15 protein-coding genes and 1 riboswitch are annotated in these 15,808 nt (G+C 39.3%); of the genes, 1 reads left to right on the top strand and 14 read right to left on the bottom strand.

Annotation, left to right across the window (positions count from 1 at the left end; all coding sequences use genetic code 11):
• The 14 genes from Q4550_RS13390 to Q4550_RS13325 all read right to left on the bottom strand — a co-directional run bounded on the left by Q4550_RS13390 (position 1) and on the right by Q4550_RS13325 (position 15,038).
• Positions 1 to 1,119: an amidohydrolase gene (locus Q4550_RS13390; protein WP_303533389.1), complete on the bottom strand. Its 1,119-nt coding sequence runs from the start codon at positions 1,117 to 1,119 to the stop codon at positions 1 to 3.
• An 18-nt stretch (positions 1,120 to 1,137) separates the two neighbouring features.
• A complete protein-coding gene (locus Q4550_RS13385; RefSeq protein WP_303533386.1) occupies positions 1,138 to 2,517 on the bottom strand; it encodes a YjiH family protein in 1,380 nt (459 codons plus the stop codon).
• Positions 2,518 to 2,543: 26 nt separating this feature from the next.
• Positions 2,544 to 3,395, bottom strand: coding sequence for a MurR/RpiR family transcriptional regulator (locus tag Q4550_RS13380; RefSeq protein ID WP_303533384.1), 852 nt, complete (start codon positions 3,393 to 3,395; stop codon positions 2,544 to 2,546).
• Between the two features lie 199 nt (positions 3,396 to 3,594).
• The gene (locus tag Q4550_RS13375) at positions 3,595 to 3,984 is read right to left on the bottom strand and encodes a VOC family protein (RefSeq protein ID WP_303533381.1); all 390 of its coding nucleotides are present in this window, start codon (positions 3,982 to 3,984) and stop codon (positions 3,595 to 3,597) included.
• A 221-nt stretch (positions 3,985 to 4,205) separates the two neighbouring features.
• The gene (locus Q4550_RS13370) at positions 4,206 to 4,487 is read right to left on the bottom strand and encodes a hypothetical protein (protein WP_194221756.1); all 282 of its coding nucleotides are present in this window, start codon (positions 4,485 to 4,487) and stop codon (positions 4,206 to 4,208) included.
• Between the two features lie 184 nt (positions 4,488 to 4,671).
• Positions 4,672 to 5,355: a response regulator transcription factor gene (locus Q4550_RS13365; protein ID WP_303533378.1), complete on the bottom strand. Its 684-nt coding sequence runs from the start codon at positions 5,353 to 5,355 to the stop codon at positions 4,672 to 4,674.
• 1 nt (position 5,356) lies between these two features.
• On the bottom strand, positions 5,357 to 6,742 hold the full coding sequence (locus Q4550_RS13360; protein ID WP_303533375.1) for a sensor histidine kinase: 1,386 nt from the start codon (positions 6,740 to 6,742) through the stop codon (positions 5,357 to 5,359).
• A 130-nt stretch (positions 6,743 to 6,872) separates the two neighbouring features.
• Positions 6,873 to 7,202, bottom strand: coding sequence for a four-helix bundle copper-binding protein (locus tag Q4550_RS13355; protein WP_303533372.1), 330 nt, complete (start codon positions 7,200 to 7,202; stop codon positions 6,873 to 6,875).
• A 164-nt stretch (positions 7,203 to 7,366) separates the two neighbouring features.
• Positions 7,367 to 8,341: a F510_1955 family glycosylhydrolase gene (locus Q4550_RS13350; protein WP_303533369.1), complete on the bottom strand. Its 975-nt coding sequence runs from the start codon at positions 8,339 to 8,341 to the stop codon at positions 7,367 to 7,369.
• Positions 8,342 to 8,465: 124 nt separating this feature from the next.
• On the bottom strand, positions 8,466 to 9,041 hold the full coding sequence (locus Q4550_RS13345) for a YdhK family protein (RefSeq protein WP_303533366.1): 576 nt from the start codon (positions 9,039 to 9,041) through the stop codon (positions 8,466 to 8,468).
• A 158-nt stretch (positions 9,042 to 9,199) separates the two neighbouring features.
• Entirely contained in the window at positions 9,200 to 10,123 is a 924-nt protein-coding gene (gene murB / locus Q4550_RS13340) for a UDP-N-acetylmuramate dehydrogenase (protein WP_303533363.1), read from the bottom strand.
• Between the two features lie 439 nt (positions 10,124 to 10,562).
• A complete protein-coding gene (locus Q4550_RS13335) occupies positions 10,563 to 11,612 on the bottom strand; it encodes a homocysteine S-methyltransferase family protein (RefSeq protein WP_303533360.1) in 1,050 nt (349 codons plus the stop codon).
• Positions 11,613 to 11,691: 79 nt separating this feature from the next.
• Positions 11,692 to 11,801, bottom strand: a riboswitch (SAM riboswitch).
• Positions 11,802 to 11,884: 83 nt separating this feature from the next.
• Positions 11,885 to 12,883: a DUF3895 domain-containing protein gene (locus Q4550_RS13330; RefSeq protein ID WP_303533357.1), complete on the bottom strand. Its 999-nt coding sequence runs from the start codon at positions 12,881 to 12,883 to the stop codon at positions 11,885 to 11,887.
• Positions 12,884 to 13,004: 121 nt separating this feature from the next.
• Positions 13,005 to 15,038 (bottom strand): bifunctional 2',3'-cyclic-nucleotide 2'-phosphodiesterase/3'-nucleotidase, encoded by a 2,034-nt coding sequence (locus Q4550_RS13325; RefSeq protein ID WP_303533355.1) that lies wholly within the window; start codon positions 15,036 to 15,038, stop codon positions 13,005 to 13,007.
• 261 nt (positions 15,039 to 15,299) lie between these two features.
• Between Q4550_RS13325 and Q4550_RS13320 the strand changes: the two genes are divergently transcribed.
• Complete coding sequence (locus tag Q4550_RS13320) at positions 15,300 to 15,737, top strand: hypothetical protein (RefSeq protein ID WP_303533353.1); 438 nt, start codon at positions 15,300 to 15,302, stop codon at positions 15,735 to 15,737.
• The last annotated feature ends 71 nt before the right edge of the window (positions 15,738 to 15,808 follow it).

Genomic DNA, 15,808 nt, shown 5'->3' with positions numbered 1-15,808 from the left:
TTACCATTCATATTGATCGGCTTCTAACAACAATTGAATGAGGATTTTCGTGCCATCGATCAATGCTTCCTTGTTGAATTGCATATCAGGATGATGTAATCCAGGCGTTAAATCACATCCTAGCCCAATCATGGTTGCAGTAAGATGAGGATACTTTAATGAATAGAAATGAAAATCCTCCGCTCCTGGTGACACACACTCATCCACTACATTGTTAGCACCTAAAGAAGAAGTAATCGCCTTTCTAGCGAGGGTAATGGCCAAATCGTTCTTAACAGCGGCTGGAGAATATTCGGCTATTTCAGACGCTATTTCTGTTTCTGTTAGCTCTCCTACTTTAGAAATGATGTATTTCGTTTGATCGATCAGTTTCTTCATTGTTTCGTTGGACCTTGACCTTAAGTCCAGTGTGAAGCGGGCTTTAGCGGGAATCGAATTAGATGCTTCCCCGCCATGAAGCTCAGTAATCTTCACTGAAAAAGGATCAGGAACATTTAACCGAATACGCTGGATTTCCTGAATTAAAACCGCTGCTGCTTCAAGCGGGTTATTACCTGTCTCAGGTCTAGCCGCGTGTGAAGGCACGCCTTTGATCCAACCTTTTATACTGGTGGTTGAGCCGTGCGAAATAATCGGTGCGGCTTTGCCATAAGAAATCTCCATCGATGGACGCAAATGAATCCCTGCTAGAAACATAACGTCTTTTAGCACATTCTCTTCTATCATTTTTAGTGCTCCTTCAGCCATTTCTTCCGCAGGTTGAAAGATAAAGCGAATGGTATGCTGCATCGGCTCTTTTATGAGTGATAATGCGGCAAATAGCACCATTGTGCTATGCGCATCATGACCGCAGGAGTGATTGGGCTTAACAACCCCCTCTACCTCTTGAACAAGCGCATCCATATCTGCACGAAGAGCGATCACATTAGCCTTTTTTCCTTTAAACTCTGCAATAAATCCAAAGTGCCCATGAAAGGTTTGGATGTGATAACCGACTTCCGCTAACTTTTCCTTTAAGTAATGAGCTGTTTTCTCTTCTTGCCAGCTTGGCTCAGCAAGTTGATGTAGCTCATGATATGTTTTTAAAATCTTATCATGGTTTTCTTCTACGAAATTCACATTCGAACTTCCTTTCTTTTAAAAGATAAGGTGAGCGATAGCAACAACGATCGGCAGTGTAATACATGTGCGAATTAAGAAAATGATGATTAAATCGACAATGCTGATAGGAAGTTTAGATCCGAGGAGTAATCCACCCATTTCAGACATGTATATTAATTGTGTTACAGATACACAGGCAATGACGAAGCGGGTTAATTCACTTTCAATGCCACTACCAATCACAGCTGGTAGAAACATATCCGCAAATCCGACAACCATTGTTTGAGCGGCTTCACCAGCTTCTGGCACTTGCATCCATGTTAGGATCGGTTCAAACGGCTTCCCTAGAATCGTAAAGAATGGGGTGAATTCTGCTGTAATCAAAGCAATGGTACCTATAGCCATTACGATTGGTAAAACGCCTAACCACATGTCTAATACGTTCTGTACGCCTTCTTTTATTACGCTCATCGGTCCTTTATTCTTTTGGGCTTTTGAAACCGCTTGATGAAAGCCCCATTTAGCGGGTGAAAATTGTTCTGGAATCCCCGTTTCTTTCTTTAATTCTGTATGTTCATATGCTTTATTTGACTTTCGAGACAATGGTGGAATGCGTGGCATGATGAGTGCCGCTACAAGTCCAGCAAATATGATGGTTGCATAGTAATGTAGAAAATACTGCTCCAAATTCAAATAGGAAATAATGACGATTGTAAATGTAATGGAAACAACTGAAAAAGTGGTTGCAATAACAGCGGCTTCTCTTTTTGTGTAATACCCATCTTCGTATTGCTTTGTTGTGAGAAGAACGCCGATTGTTCCGTCTCCTACCCATGATGCAAGACAATCAAGAGATGATCGACCAGGCAATTTGAAGAGCGGTCTCATGATTTTAATAAGCAATGCCCCAAAGAATTCAAGAAGTCCAAAGTTGAGAAGAAGCGGCAACAATAGCCCAGCTAGTAAAAATGTTGAAAATAAGATTGGGATTAAGTCGTAAATTAAAAGCCCACCAGTATTTTCGGAGTAAATCATTTCTGGTCCTAGTTGGTATAGCGTCATGACAGCAAATATTGTTCCGAGTAAACGCGCAATTAACCAGAATGGACGAACGTGTAATAACGTATGTAAAGCTGGGTTTCTTGCTAAAAATTGAGGGTTAATCGTTACTGCTACAAATGATCCTACTGTCGCTACTACCATAATGAAAACCGTTATAGCAGGTATGAGTTCGCCGATTGAAGCGTTAATTTGTCCCGCTAAAAACGCCACAGGGATCGTGATACCCCCATCTTGTGTTATCGGCACAATAAATAAGAGGATCCCTATTAATGACGGAATTAAAAAGGTTAAGATATCTTTTGTAGAAAAATGTGATACCTTAACTGTTTCGTTACGTTTTGATAATTCATTCATTCCCATTCCACCCTTATTCTCAAAGTTTATTCCACAAACCAATGACGCTCACTATAAAGTTGTTCCAACGTTTGTTGGCGAAGACTTATTCGTTCTCGATCTTTGAATTGCACCCCTTGAATGATCACTTCTAGAAGACTAATGACCGAGGCAATGGAATGGTGTCCTGAGTCCATCTTCTCTTCGGTTGTTAACGTTATTCTAGAAAGCGGACCAATTGGAGATAAATGCCGATTTGTAATAGATACCACAGGAATTCCTAGCCTTTGAGTAAATGTAGCAAGTTCGATCGCTTCTTTGTGATAACGCGGGAATGAAAGAATCACAACGACTGAATCTTGCGTAAGGTCACAAAGATCTTCAGGAGAAAAAGCCATGGGTTCAGATAGAAATACACCTGCTCTGAATTGCTTTAAGTTATAATACAACCAGTACGCCGCTCCATAGGAACTCCCAAATCCTGCAATGTATACACTTTTTGCCTCAATGAAATGATCGACTACCTTCCAGACCTCTTCTACATCCAATTGTGCTAATAATTGTTTTAAGACAGATGTTTCTTTTTCTATCGCCTGTTTGAAAAGAGTCTGCTCCGTTGGTTCTTGTACGTGTGAAGGAATTTCTTGATGATCTTGCTTTTTCTCTAACCAATGACGCCGCACGGCTTCTTGCATTTCGGAATATCCTTTAAATCCTAGTGCATAGGCGAATCGAATGACCGTTGTTTCACTTACATCTACTTTCCTCCCCATTTGAAAAGCAGTAAGCAATGCTCCTTCCTCATCATTTTGAGTAATCCATTCTGCGACTTTCTTCTGACCTGGAGAAAGTGATGAATAGTGTTTTTTAACCATTTGATTGATTGATAAATGCTTCATAACTACTCCTTTGATATTGTGAAGTATATCCTTCTTGGATGTTATTATAATGCATTAAATACTTCAAATCTAGTTTATTTTCGATTATTCTGATTTTAATCACCGTCCTATATAAGATTCTGTTTCATTACATCAAAAAAACACCATCGAGTAGTCGATAGTGTTTGTCATAAAACTGTGTGAGGAGAAGGTCTTTCTTTTATGCTTTGCTTCGCTCCATAACCGCGAAATAGTGATTTTCTGGATCTGCAAAGTTAAAGATTCGTCCTGAAGGCATTGATGCGATCTTTCCAACAGTTATTTCCTTGTCTTTATAATCTTCATATAGCCGATCGATGTCGTCAGTGAAAAACATAAGCGATGGTGTTCCAAGGTTTAATTCAGGTTCCATCTTCGCAATAAACGCTTTATCATGAAGAACGATACTCGTCGCTCCCCCTACCAAAGTAGGCGCAACCTCCATCCATTTCATTGGACTATCGTTATCTTCTTTCGAAACTAAGCGAAAACCGATTTTTTCCGTCCAAAATGTGAGTGCTTCTTCCTGATTGTCCACGTAGAGCATGATTTGACCGATTTGATTGATCATTTAAACACTCCTTTTTGTTTAAGGGAAATCTCGTACTATCTATCTATTCTACATAAGAATTGGCTAACCTTTAGTAATTGATAAAAGAACATTGCCTTCTCTTGAAACATCATTTTTTCTTAACTTTATAGGGGATTCAGTTGATCCGTTCCCTTCGATCAACAGTATAAGCTAACATAGGTAATTCGTAAGAAAAGCACCCCCAAGTGGGAGTGCTTAAATTAGCGCAAATCGTCTTTTATTGCGTTTGTAAATTGGGCAATGGCATCATTATCGATTCCTTGAGCGGAAGCCATTTGCTTCAAAGCTTCTGGATCTTGATGTTGAGAGTGCGATTGAGGTTGATGGGAAGAATTTTGTTGAGAATGATGCTGTTGCATGCCCATAAACCCGTCCTGCATCCGACTAGTTAGTGCGTAGGCAGCCGCTCCTCCTAATGCACTTAATGCCATGACGGTAGCGGTTTTCCCTTTCCCTTTTTGATTACGCTTTTTATTGTACACTTCAGGTCACTTCCTTAGATAAAAGTTTAAAGGTGTGTTTCTAATCAATTGTTAGTCACACAGGTTAGTTTAAGTCAACTCGGACTTAATATACTGGTGCGTATTCCCAAGTGTAAATACACCTTATATGTAAAAGGATAATGATCAGTACTATGGAAAATATAAATGAACTCCGTTATATCAATCAATTTTTAAGTTTTTTCCACTTATACCCTACACCCCATATGGTCACTAAATATTCGTCGATCTGGAAGTTAACAGATCGACATTTATCCCGTAAATTCCGTATATGTGAGTCAATCGTGCGTCCTTCTGTACTTGATTCAAATCCCCAAATCATTTGAATCAGGTGATCACGACTAAAAACTTTTTCAGGATTTTTCAAGAAAAGTCCAAGAAGCTTAAATTCAATGGGGGTAACAGGGATAAGGGAACCGTTGTAAGAAACAAGATGTTTATCTGCATCCCACGTGAGTCCTTTAAACACCAATTGATTTAAATCAACCTGCTTTAAGCGTCGAGAGACTGCCTCCATTCTAGCAAGGAGAACTCGTTCATCGAAAGGTTTAGTAATGTAATCATCTGCACCTAGCTTTAGTCCTTTTACAATGTCTTCTGATTGTTCACGTGCTGTTAGCATAATAATTGGAACATCTGACTGTTTTCTGATCTCTTCACATGTTTTCCAACCATCCATATCTGGCATCATAATATCTAACAAGACCATATCCACATGAGTTTTCTTTAGTTTATTAAGTGCATCTAAGCCTGTGTTTGCTTTATATATACAATATCCATGTGGCTTTAAGTAGAGAGAGATTAAATCAACCATTCTTTCTTCGTCATCTACAGCTAGAACATATTTCAATTTATTCAACTCCTGCTAAGGCGATTGTCATTGTCGTGCCTTTCCCTTCTTCACTATTAGCAGATATGCTCCCACCGTGCCTTTCAACAATTTCTTTGGCAATAGCAAGACCGAGTCCGGAGCCACCATACTTTCTTGAACGGGATTTATCAACACGATAAAGGCGTTCAAAGATGAAAGGTAAATCCTTCACAGGAATCCCCTCTCCTTCGTCAACCACTTTTATGATGACTGTCTTTTGAGAGACGCTGACATCGATTAATACATGTTTTCCTTGTTCACTATAGTGTAAAGCATTATCTAACAGATTTAACATCACTTGAGAAAACCTCGCAGGGTCAATCGTTAAGCGAATATCGTTCTGACATGATACTTTCAAATCAATTCCTTTTCGATCAAAAGCAGGCTTCACTTTCTCTCTAATTTGATGAATTAATGGACATAAATCGACTGATTCACGATCAATCGAAAATCCTTGTTGATCCATTTGGGCCATATCAAATAAATCTCGAACGAGCGAGGTTAAGTTTTCGGATTCTTCTTTAATAACGGCTAGATAAGTGTTTCTCTCGTCGAGCGATAACGCTTCTCGCTGAGCAATGTCAGCGTAGCCGTTAAGATAAGTTAATGGTGTTCTAAGTTCATGGGCAATATTAGCTAGAAAATCACTGCGATCGTTTTTTAATCGTAGCAAATCGTCGGACAAACTCTGGATCGCTTTGGCTAATTCACCTAATTCGTCGTTTCGATCTACTTTTAATGAGACATCATGATTCCCTGTACTCATTTTCTGTGTGGCTATTTTCATATCAATCAATGGGCGTGTAATGATTCTTGAAAGGTAAATAATTGTAATAATGGTAAGGAAGAGTGCTAGTCCACTAATAATCAAAAATTGGGTCGTTAAGTGGTCTCGTACGTCGCGAATACCTTGTGTATCAAGAATCATATACACGTTTCCAACAAGCTCATCATCAACAAAAATCGGAGAACCAGTTGTAACAAAAGGTTCTTCACCCCAATCTCCTTCCACAATAGCTCCTGTTACAGGGAGGGGGTTTGAGGAAGCAATTTTTTCTTCAATAGTAGGCATGACTTTATTAGAATGAACAAGGATGGTATTCTTTTCATTTGTTATGACTACCTGCGTCTCAGCTTCAGATTCCATAAGTGCAACGTGTTCCATTGTCTCACGATTGAAATGCTTCGCTAGTACATCTCTATGGCTATTCCCTCTTGCTAGAAGGGCATCCGTTTCTGCCATAATGCGTTCGTTTAAAAAACCGAAGTACAGCACCATGAACAAAATACCTTCGAGTAGTAAGATGCTTATGAGAAAAAATAGACCTAATTTTGTTGCTAATTTACTTTTCCTCTTTATTCTCATGTCTTTCTCCTTTATGAACAGCTAGTGTAACAGTATTATATCGAGAAAGTGTGCAGGCTGTCTGCATTGTACAAAACAGCTGCATAAAAAAGAAGCCTGTGTTAGTAAACAGACTTCCTCACTATCTTGATTATGATGCTAATTTCTTGCATTCTTCTGAACATTTGAAACAAGCTTCAGCGCAATCCTGACAATGTTTGTGTTCATGCTTCTTACATTCATTCCCACAAGCTTCACAAATGGTCGCACATGCTGTGGCAAGTTCAGCAACAAATGGTGTTCCTCTCACGAGAGCTTGTTCGAGGTAACCGCAAATATCAGAGCATTCTCTGTCCATGCGAATACATTCCGCCATCATGTTGACATCATCTTCTTTTAAACAAGAATCGTAGCAGTGATTACAGGCTGTCATACATTCATGAAGTGTTTGAATAACCGATCCGTAATTTTCTTGTGACATTCGCTCATTCCTCCTTAAAAGTTAAGTACACTGTCATATTTTCCTATTTGATCCAGATTAAACGTCATTAGCAAATAAAGTTGAAGGATAGGAAATTTCATTCTTTCTGCACAAATTCTTGATAAACGAAGGGAATAGAATACGGGTTCTTCTCCGAAATCAACTTATTTCTTGATTTGCCTTTCATTGATTAAAGTAGTCCACGATTCCCCATTGTCAGTTGTTTGATAAAGACTACCACTTATTGTATGAAAGACAACCTCATCCTCATTTTGTGGATTGACTGTAACATAATCAATGGCGTCTAAAGATTGATTAGGCATAGTCACTTCTTCCTCTTCACCGTCTTGCAATGATTGAACAATGAGCTGATTCCTAGGTTCCTGCACTGCATAAATAAAGCGATCCTCTAGAAAAACCATTGTACTAACAGCTACTTCTTTCGTGATTCGAGTTAACGACTCACCTTGATTACGAGAGAGATATAACCCGGAAGGAGAGGTTATAGCAACAAGGTTCGTCTTACTTGGATGAGTGAATAACCCACTTATTTGATCGGGAGTTCCTTTTAACGCGACATCCACCCACTTCTTAGCGTCCTCACTATAATAGACGCCTATTTCCATTTCGCTATTTCTTTGTTGATTTACTGCATAAATGGCGTTCGTTTCATATCCCACAGCTAAATAATGAAAATCAGCTTCGCCTTGAAAACCTAGCTTTTCTATTGTCTTGCCTCGGTCTGTACTTTTGATTAATCCAAGTGGATTTGGTAACGCAGATCCTTCTCCAGGGTGTCCACTACTATAAAATCCATCAGCTACAGCTTGGAATCCCATATAATCATTTTTGTTTGTAGTCGCTTCGTACCAGATTTGATTATGATAAATTAGAGGACCGTCGTGAGTAGCCACTAGCAGTTCATTACGGTTACCGGGATAACCGATCCCGTGGACATGATCGATTTGTTTTCTATCAGCTTCTTTATAAATGGCAGAGTTACTGATGGATGCGAGATTTGCTTGTTTTTGTCCTGTATCATTTGATTGATTTTCATTTAGTGACGATTGATCATTTTGACAAGCAGATAGTATTACAGTGAGAATTAAACCTATTGTATAGAGCGATATTTTCTTCAAAACTTTTCATCCTTTCTACTTGTATGTGACGATAGCGTTAGAAAATCTAGTGGAAGAACGGCAGATATTAGTGAACCTCTTTAAAATAACCCGAACCTAACCAGTTCGGGTTATGAATGGTCAATTATTCAGTTACGGTTAATTCGTCTTCCGTTACCCATTTATGATTCGTTACTTTTTCGCCACCAGTTGTTGGTGTGTAGTCGATCATATATACGGTAGTTTCTGTAGCAGATTCGATCGTTGCAATCGCACCTTCCATTCCTTCCATATGAGAAGCCATTAATGTTACTTCAGTTCCAGATGGAAGTGGAGCTTCATCGGGATCCTCCAGTTCTTCATGAATGACCCATTTATGATTTTCTACGGGTTCTCCGCCATCTTCAGGGGTGTAAGTTACAACATAAGCTGTCGTATCATATGCCCCCACAATAGTTGCTTCTGCACCTTCCATTCCTTTCATATGGTTCGCTTCAATGATCGCCGTGCTACCTTCTGGATAAGTGGGATTTTCAGACTTTTGTAGGTCTTCAGGTACCTCAGCAGAGCCTGAATGATTCATCCCTTCCATATTACTTTCAGAGTTTGCCTCTGTGTTAGTAGAGTTTCCATTTACTTGTTCATTGTTGTTTGCACAAGCAGCAAGAATGAGCGCCATTGATAATGTTATTACACCAATCAATTGAGTTTTACTTTTCATAATAGTCCTCCTCTAGACTTTGGAATTGTATGCCAATATCTACTTTATCCGTAAAGTATGCACTTATTGTGCAGATTTCATATGTTCACAGATTTATCGAATATCAGTGAAAGAACACTAAAAAGCCGCTCTTTTTGTAAGAGCGGCTGTCATGTGAATTATGGTTTTTCAGGTGGTTCCCCTATGACGCGAACTTCACGTTCAAGATCGACATCAAACTTTTCTTTTACTGTTCGCTGCACATGATGAATCACGTCCAGATAGTCAGTCGCTGTCGCATTATCGATATTTACAATAAAGCCAGCATGCTTTTTGGAGACTTCAGCTCCACCGATTCGTGTACCCTGAAGCTGTGAGTCCTGAATGAGCTTACCAGCAAAAAGGCCAGGAGGTCGTTTAAACACACTGCCACATGAAGGGTATTCTAGCGGTTGCTTTGTTTCACGTTTTTCCGTTAAGTCATCCATGATTGCTTTAATATCCTCATACTCTCCAACTTTAAGCTTGAAAGTAGCTTCAAGGACAAGAAGACCATTTTCTTCTACATTACTATGACGGTAAGATAAATCAAGTTCATCAGCTGTCAATTTAACGAGCTTTCCTTCTTTTGTTACAGCAAGAACGCTTTCGAGACAATCCGCGATTTCTCCACCGTATGCTCCTGCGTTCATATAAACAGCTCCGCCGACAGAGCCTGGGATCCCGCAAGCGAATTCGAGTCCACTTAGTTTGCTGTCTCGAGCAAATTCAGAAGCATCAATAATACGTGCGCCAGCTTGAGCAATAACTTTTTCTTCTTCTTTTTGAATGGCTTTTAGTGAAGAAAGATTCAGGACAATTCCTCTAATGCCTCCATCTTGGATAATAACATTAGAGCCTTTTCCTAAAATGGTTAATGGATAGTTAGATTGATAGGCGTACTCAACTGCTGCTCGTGCGTCCTCTAGCGTGTTAGGAAACACAAGGACATCCGCACATCCACCCATTTTTGTATACGTATGTGCATTTAATGGCTCATTTATCTTCAGTTCCGCACTGGGTAAAATGGAGCGGAGTTCATTTAATACATTTTGATTATTCATAGGCTACCTCGCTTATAAAACAGTTCGTTTTCATTGTGGTTTGAGTTCAATAATGTTTCATGGACATATTCAAACACATTTAAAATAATAACACAACTACTTCATAAATATGATGTTTTTCATAAAAGAAGCCTTTAATTCGAAAAGAATGTTACTTGGAAAGCAACTTATATAGCGGAAAAATCAATTTCAGACATCGTGATTGGAAAAATGCTGTTATCCTATCAAATGCAAAAACCATTGTATTCGTTACTCTTCAACTGATACTGTTACTAATCATCGCCAACGTTATCAAAAATAATCAGTTTATAGAAAAAATGTAGTAGATATAATCTCCTATGTAAAAATGGCTTTAAATACTGTAGTACAGGTCTACAAATAGGTTTTTGGTAAAAAAACAACAACCGGAGAAATTAAGTTCTCCGGTTGTTGTTATAAATTAGGCCTTTGCTCTATAAGCCGTATTGTTATCTTTCAATGTCTCATCAGTTCCAAACAAAAAGTGCTTTTCCATATTTGGAGAATATACCGAGTTTACAGTTGTTCTGCCAACTGTTTCAGCCACCTCTCGCAGCATGCTTGGAGAAGCGCCGCAACAGAGTCCCAAGTAATTGACCCCAACCTGCTGTGCCTCCTTAGCCCATTCCGCTAGCTCATAACGGTTACAATAAAGCGGATCTAAAGAGGTTGGAAAGGTCGTCTCTGTTGGCAATGTACACGCACAGCCACCGTCTGGTAAGTTAAAGAATGTTGGGTGTTCTTCTGATGTACGATAAGGAATTGGAAGAGCTCCAACGTATCCGTTAACAGACTGTCTGATTTTTTCAATGTATGGTTGCATTGTAGCCGGACCTCTAAAACAGTTCATTCCAACAACTAGTGCTCCTTGTTCTTCTAACAAACGGCAAGCCTCTTCAACGGTATAGCCATCCCTTAAAATGTTCTCACTCATGAGTCCGAGTGTAATTACAGCTTGAAGATCCTGCTTTTGAATCTCTTCTAGCGCTATTTTTGCTTCTTCATAGTAGTAGAAAGTTTCCCCATTGATGAAATCAACGCCTTCTTCTTTGCTCCATTTCACCATTTCAGCAAAAATCGATCGAATTTGTTCCTTACTTTCCTCATCTTCAGGATCAAATAAGTTTGTATTTGAAATGTTTCCTGCGACTAGCGCTTCTTCTTCAGGGTGTTCTTTCGCAACTTCCTTAGCCAGGCGGATAGCTTGTCTATTGAGCGGTTCTAACAAATCTTCTTTTCCAATAATCCTCATTTTCTCTCGGTGACCATTATACGTAAAAGCAAGTACGACATCTGAACCTGCAAGCATATAATCACGATACGTTTGTTTTAGCGCTTCAGGATTGTCTAGGGCAACTTCAGGTACGAATGATCCTGCTTGTAAATAACCACGACGCTCTAATTCAAATAGATAACCTTCCCCGCAAATAACTGGACCATCTTGCAATCGTTCTTCAAGTGTTCTTTTCATGTGTAACAGCTCCTTTTCTGGATAAAATAAAAAACCCTCTTCTTAAACAATAAGAAGAGGGTTTGCTAACATAATCCTCCTCTTATCTTCCAGGTGATATCACCTGTAGGATTTGGCACCAGCTTCAACCGTAGTTGAAAGGTTGCCGGGCATCATAGGGCCTATTCCCTCCGCCGCTCTTGATAAGAGTGTTGATTTAATTTTTGAACATGTGTGAAATTATAGACCGGTTAACTGGAAATGTCAATCACTTATCTGATAATTATGAAATGTTAAGATGATCTCTTGCTTTTCAGTCGATAGATGCGATCTTCACGCCCTATCGGCTCGACTGACATTGATCCAGATGCAACAAATGAATCGAGGTAGGTACAAACAGCAAAATAAATTTTTGGTTTCTTTGTGGAGTATCTCTTGTCTTGTACCTTTCCTTCCTTAATCAAAAGCTCACAAATCATCAGAGCACTTTCCATACCTTGCTGAATATAGGAGTCTACCGCTTCCTGTGTTGTAAATGAAAGGTCTCCTACAAAATAGGTTTCCTTAGGTTTCTCGCTTGTCTTTTCTTGTAAAGGTTCTTGAACATCTTCCGCGAACAAATCAAAAGAACCTTGTAATTCCTCTTCTGATTTCGGTTCTTCCTGGTTGCTTTTCGGGTTGACTACTTGTTCTACAGTGTTGCTCCCTCTTTGAAAAGCTTCTTGGTCTTCACGATAAGATCTGATTAAACTGTTTAGCCTTTTTTCTTGTAGATCTAGTAATGGAAGATTTAATGAAAGTGGCTGTTCAATGTCTTGTGGAAGGTTCAATCCTTCAGGAATGTCGTATGTAGGATAGCCGTTCTGTCTTTTCAACAGTAGCTCATCCAACTCATAATCTATTTCCATAAATCCCTTCACAACTTCTCTCACAATGGAAGCGGGTAATCCGGTATGCTCTTCGAAATGATTTATCCCGAAACGCCGTGTTTTTCCTGTTTTTGCATGTCGAACAACATACTGATACCGTAAAGAGCGACCGCACTCACATTTTAAATCATCTGAAACGAAGCCCGCATCGATGTAATCTTCTAGTATCCAATCATCAAGCAGCATCCTGATTTCTTCATCCGTTGCCCCACTTGGAATCATCCGCCCTTTACTTCTAGCTATGACATTCGCAAAAGCCGTTTTTTTACCGCGTTTAAGAAAATTCATTACATACGTTTGTTGCTCATTTGTCAGATCTGAAAAAAGCTCATCTCTTTGGGTGCTTGTCAGGCTTTGTGTCATATAAATCCCTTTCTGTACGATAGTAATTCCATTATATCAGTAAATATTCTACTATTGTTTGCATCGGATAAATTCTTAAAATAAGAAACGCCAATTCTGATGAATTGGCGTGAATTCGTTCTTAACGATGGCGGCCGTGCTCGCCCTTATGATTATGATGATGCTTTTCTTTTTTCTGTTTCGTTAAGTCGAGTGTATATTTAGCGAAACCATTTTCTGTTTCATCAACAAAATGAATCGTTTGAATGCTTTCCGCATAGGTTTTGGCTTGTAACGAGGATTCAAAAGTGACGTTCAGTTTCTTCTTATTAACTGTGTGAAATGACCAGTTCTGATCAGCTGTTGGATTAATTGTTTTGTTTTCAAGAATATAGTCAATTAAAATTTGTCTATTTTCATCAGGGGAATCAATGACAATATTCGAACCGTCTAAGTGCGGAAAGTGGCCCCCGCCTGTCGCTCTGTAATTATTTGTAGCAACGATAAAGGACATGTCTTTCGTTACCTTTTCTCCGTTGTATTTTAGCGATTTAATTCGATTTGCATCAGCATTTACTACACTCCCACTCATATCATATTTCGCAGGTTCTGTAACATCGATTTGATAGGTAACGCCATCAATCACATCGTAGTTATAAGAAGGGAAATCAGGATTAATTAAAGGCTGTTCCTGTTTATCTTTTTTGTTGATTACATTAAATTGGCCTGCTGACATTTCAAGCCAATCCTTCAGTTCGTCACCATTTAACAGCACCGCTTTCAGTGTATTCGGATATACGTAAAGATCAGCTGTGTTTTTAATCGCAATGTCCCCAGCAGGAATATCCGTATAGTAGGACGAACCCCCTCGACCGCCCGCTTTAAATGGAGCGCCTGCGGATAGAACTGGAATACCTTCATATTCGGTACCCTGAATATTGTTTTCTACATACCATTTCTGAGCATTGGTTACAATCTGGATGGACGGATCATCATTAACGAGCGCAAAGTAACTGTTTATGGGTGCAGTTGTTTCACCGACAGCTGTTCGCACATAATCAATTGTCGCTTCATGATCGTCTTTCACTGCATTCACGATATCCATGTCTGCTTCTACAAGTGGTGTTTTGGTTACTTTATCATAGATGGGACGAGCTTCAGATTTGGAATCGTTCACTGACCATTCCCCATTATCTTCCGTTAAAGATAGGTCGATTACCCCTAGGTGATCTCCCCAGTAACCTGGCTCGACGGAAGCGACTCCATTAATGGTTCCTTTTGTATTATCCACTCCATCAACTCCTTGAAAGCTGTTATCTCCAGGGAATACTTTGTGGGCATGTCCAAATAAAATGGCATCGATGCCTTCCACTTCGCTTAAGTAGTAAACGGCATTCTCGTCATTTCCCTGTGGTGCTGCCTTCTCAAAGCCAGAATGAGGTATGGCGACAATAATATCGGCCCCTTCTGCCTTCATTACTGGCACGTATTTATTAGCTGTTGCAACAATGTCCTTTACGATCACATTCCCTTCAAGATTAGCCTTATCCCACTGCATCACCTGTGGAGGAACGAATCCGATCACGCCTACTTTCAGTTGATGTTCCGTTCCTGAGTCATCTTTCACGGTTTTATCAAGAATTTGATAAGGAGTGAAAAAGTTTTGATCATTTGATGGATCATCATCGTGATCATCTACATACACGTTCGCATTTATGTATGGGAAGTTCGCGCCGGCTAGGCTTGTCTGAAGGAAATCGAGACCAAAATTAAATTCGTGATTTCCAATGTTCCCTGCATCATAATTCAGAAGGTTCATGGCTTTGTATACAGGGTGTGTTTCCCCTTTCTTTAGAGGGTCGATTTTTGCAACGTAGTCACCAAGCGGATTTCCCTGTAGTAAATCGCCGTTATCGAATAATAAACTGTTTTCAACTTCACCACGAGCTTTGTTAATTAATGTGGCTGTTTTGGCGAGTCCAAACTCATTCGTAAGCTGATCCTTATAATAATCATAATTTACGATATTCGTATGAATATCAGTCGTTTCCATGAGGCGTAAGTGAACATTCGCATTTGAGGCTTCTACATGAGCTGGAGTTTGAACAATAGGTCCGGCAATTAAACCGATCGATAGCGCAGCAATAAGTGTTTTACTAAACTTGTTGTTATTCATATGTATTCCTCCTTAAGTATTGAAGCATTTTACCCAATGTTAGTTTACCTATAATTGTTAATAAATGTTTGAAATTCAAATAAAAAGTTTGAAAATAGTAGAAAATGCTTCAGGAGACACGGTGAATGGACCTAATTAAACATTTTTTCAAGTTTAATCAACTTAATTCGTAAAACTTGGACATCCGTTTATACATGTACATATCCTGGGACATACATTGAGGATGTAAAGAAAAATAAAATCTTCAGGAGGAAATACATTATGTGTAATTCAAGTTCATCTTCATCATTTTGCTGTCCTGCTCCATGTTCATCACCAAACTTCTTTGGTAATAATCCAACGTTAATGGCAATAAAAAGGTGTCTACCGGTTCGTACAATATGTCAAGATGAGGCAGCCCCAGTTCCCGTTGATTTGTTTGTTGCTCCAGCAGGTACTCCAGCTCCTTCATTAGCTAGCGGAATTTTATCAATCATCAATACTAGTTCAGTAGCAAATGATTGCGTTATGACCCTCATTGTAACGGATGACACAGGCGCTGCAATTGAGTATACGGTTGATGCACAATCTTCTTTAGTATTAGAACTAACGAACGTAACATTGATTCAAATTCAGTGTACTTCTGCTACGCCTCCAACCCCAGATGTTTTCTGTACAGCTACTGTTGAAATGGATCTTCAATATACAGCAGGATTATAATCTATTGCACTCGATGAAGTCCTACGACGGAGAGTGTTTTTTTATTTCGTTAATTTCATTTAAAAATGAAA

It is taken from the genome of Anaerobacillus sp. 1_MG-2023, from assembly GCF_030547345.1.
In the GTDB taxonomy this organism is placed as follows: Bacteria; Bacillota; Bacilli; order Bacillales; family Guptibacillaceae; genus Guptibacillus; species Guptibacillus hwajinpoensis_B.
This window is presented reverse-complemented; position numbering and strand designations above follow the sequence as displayed.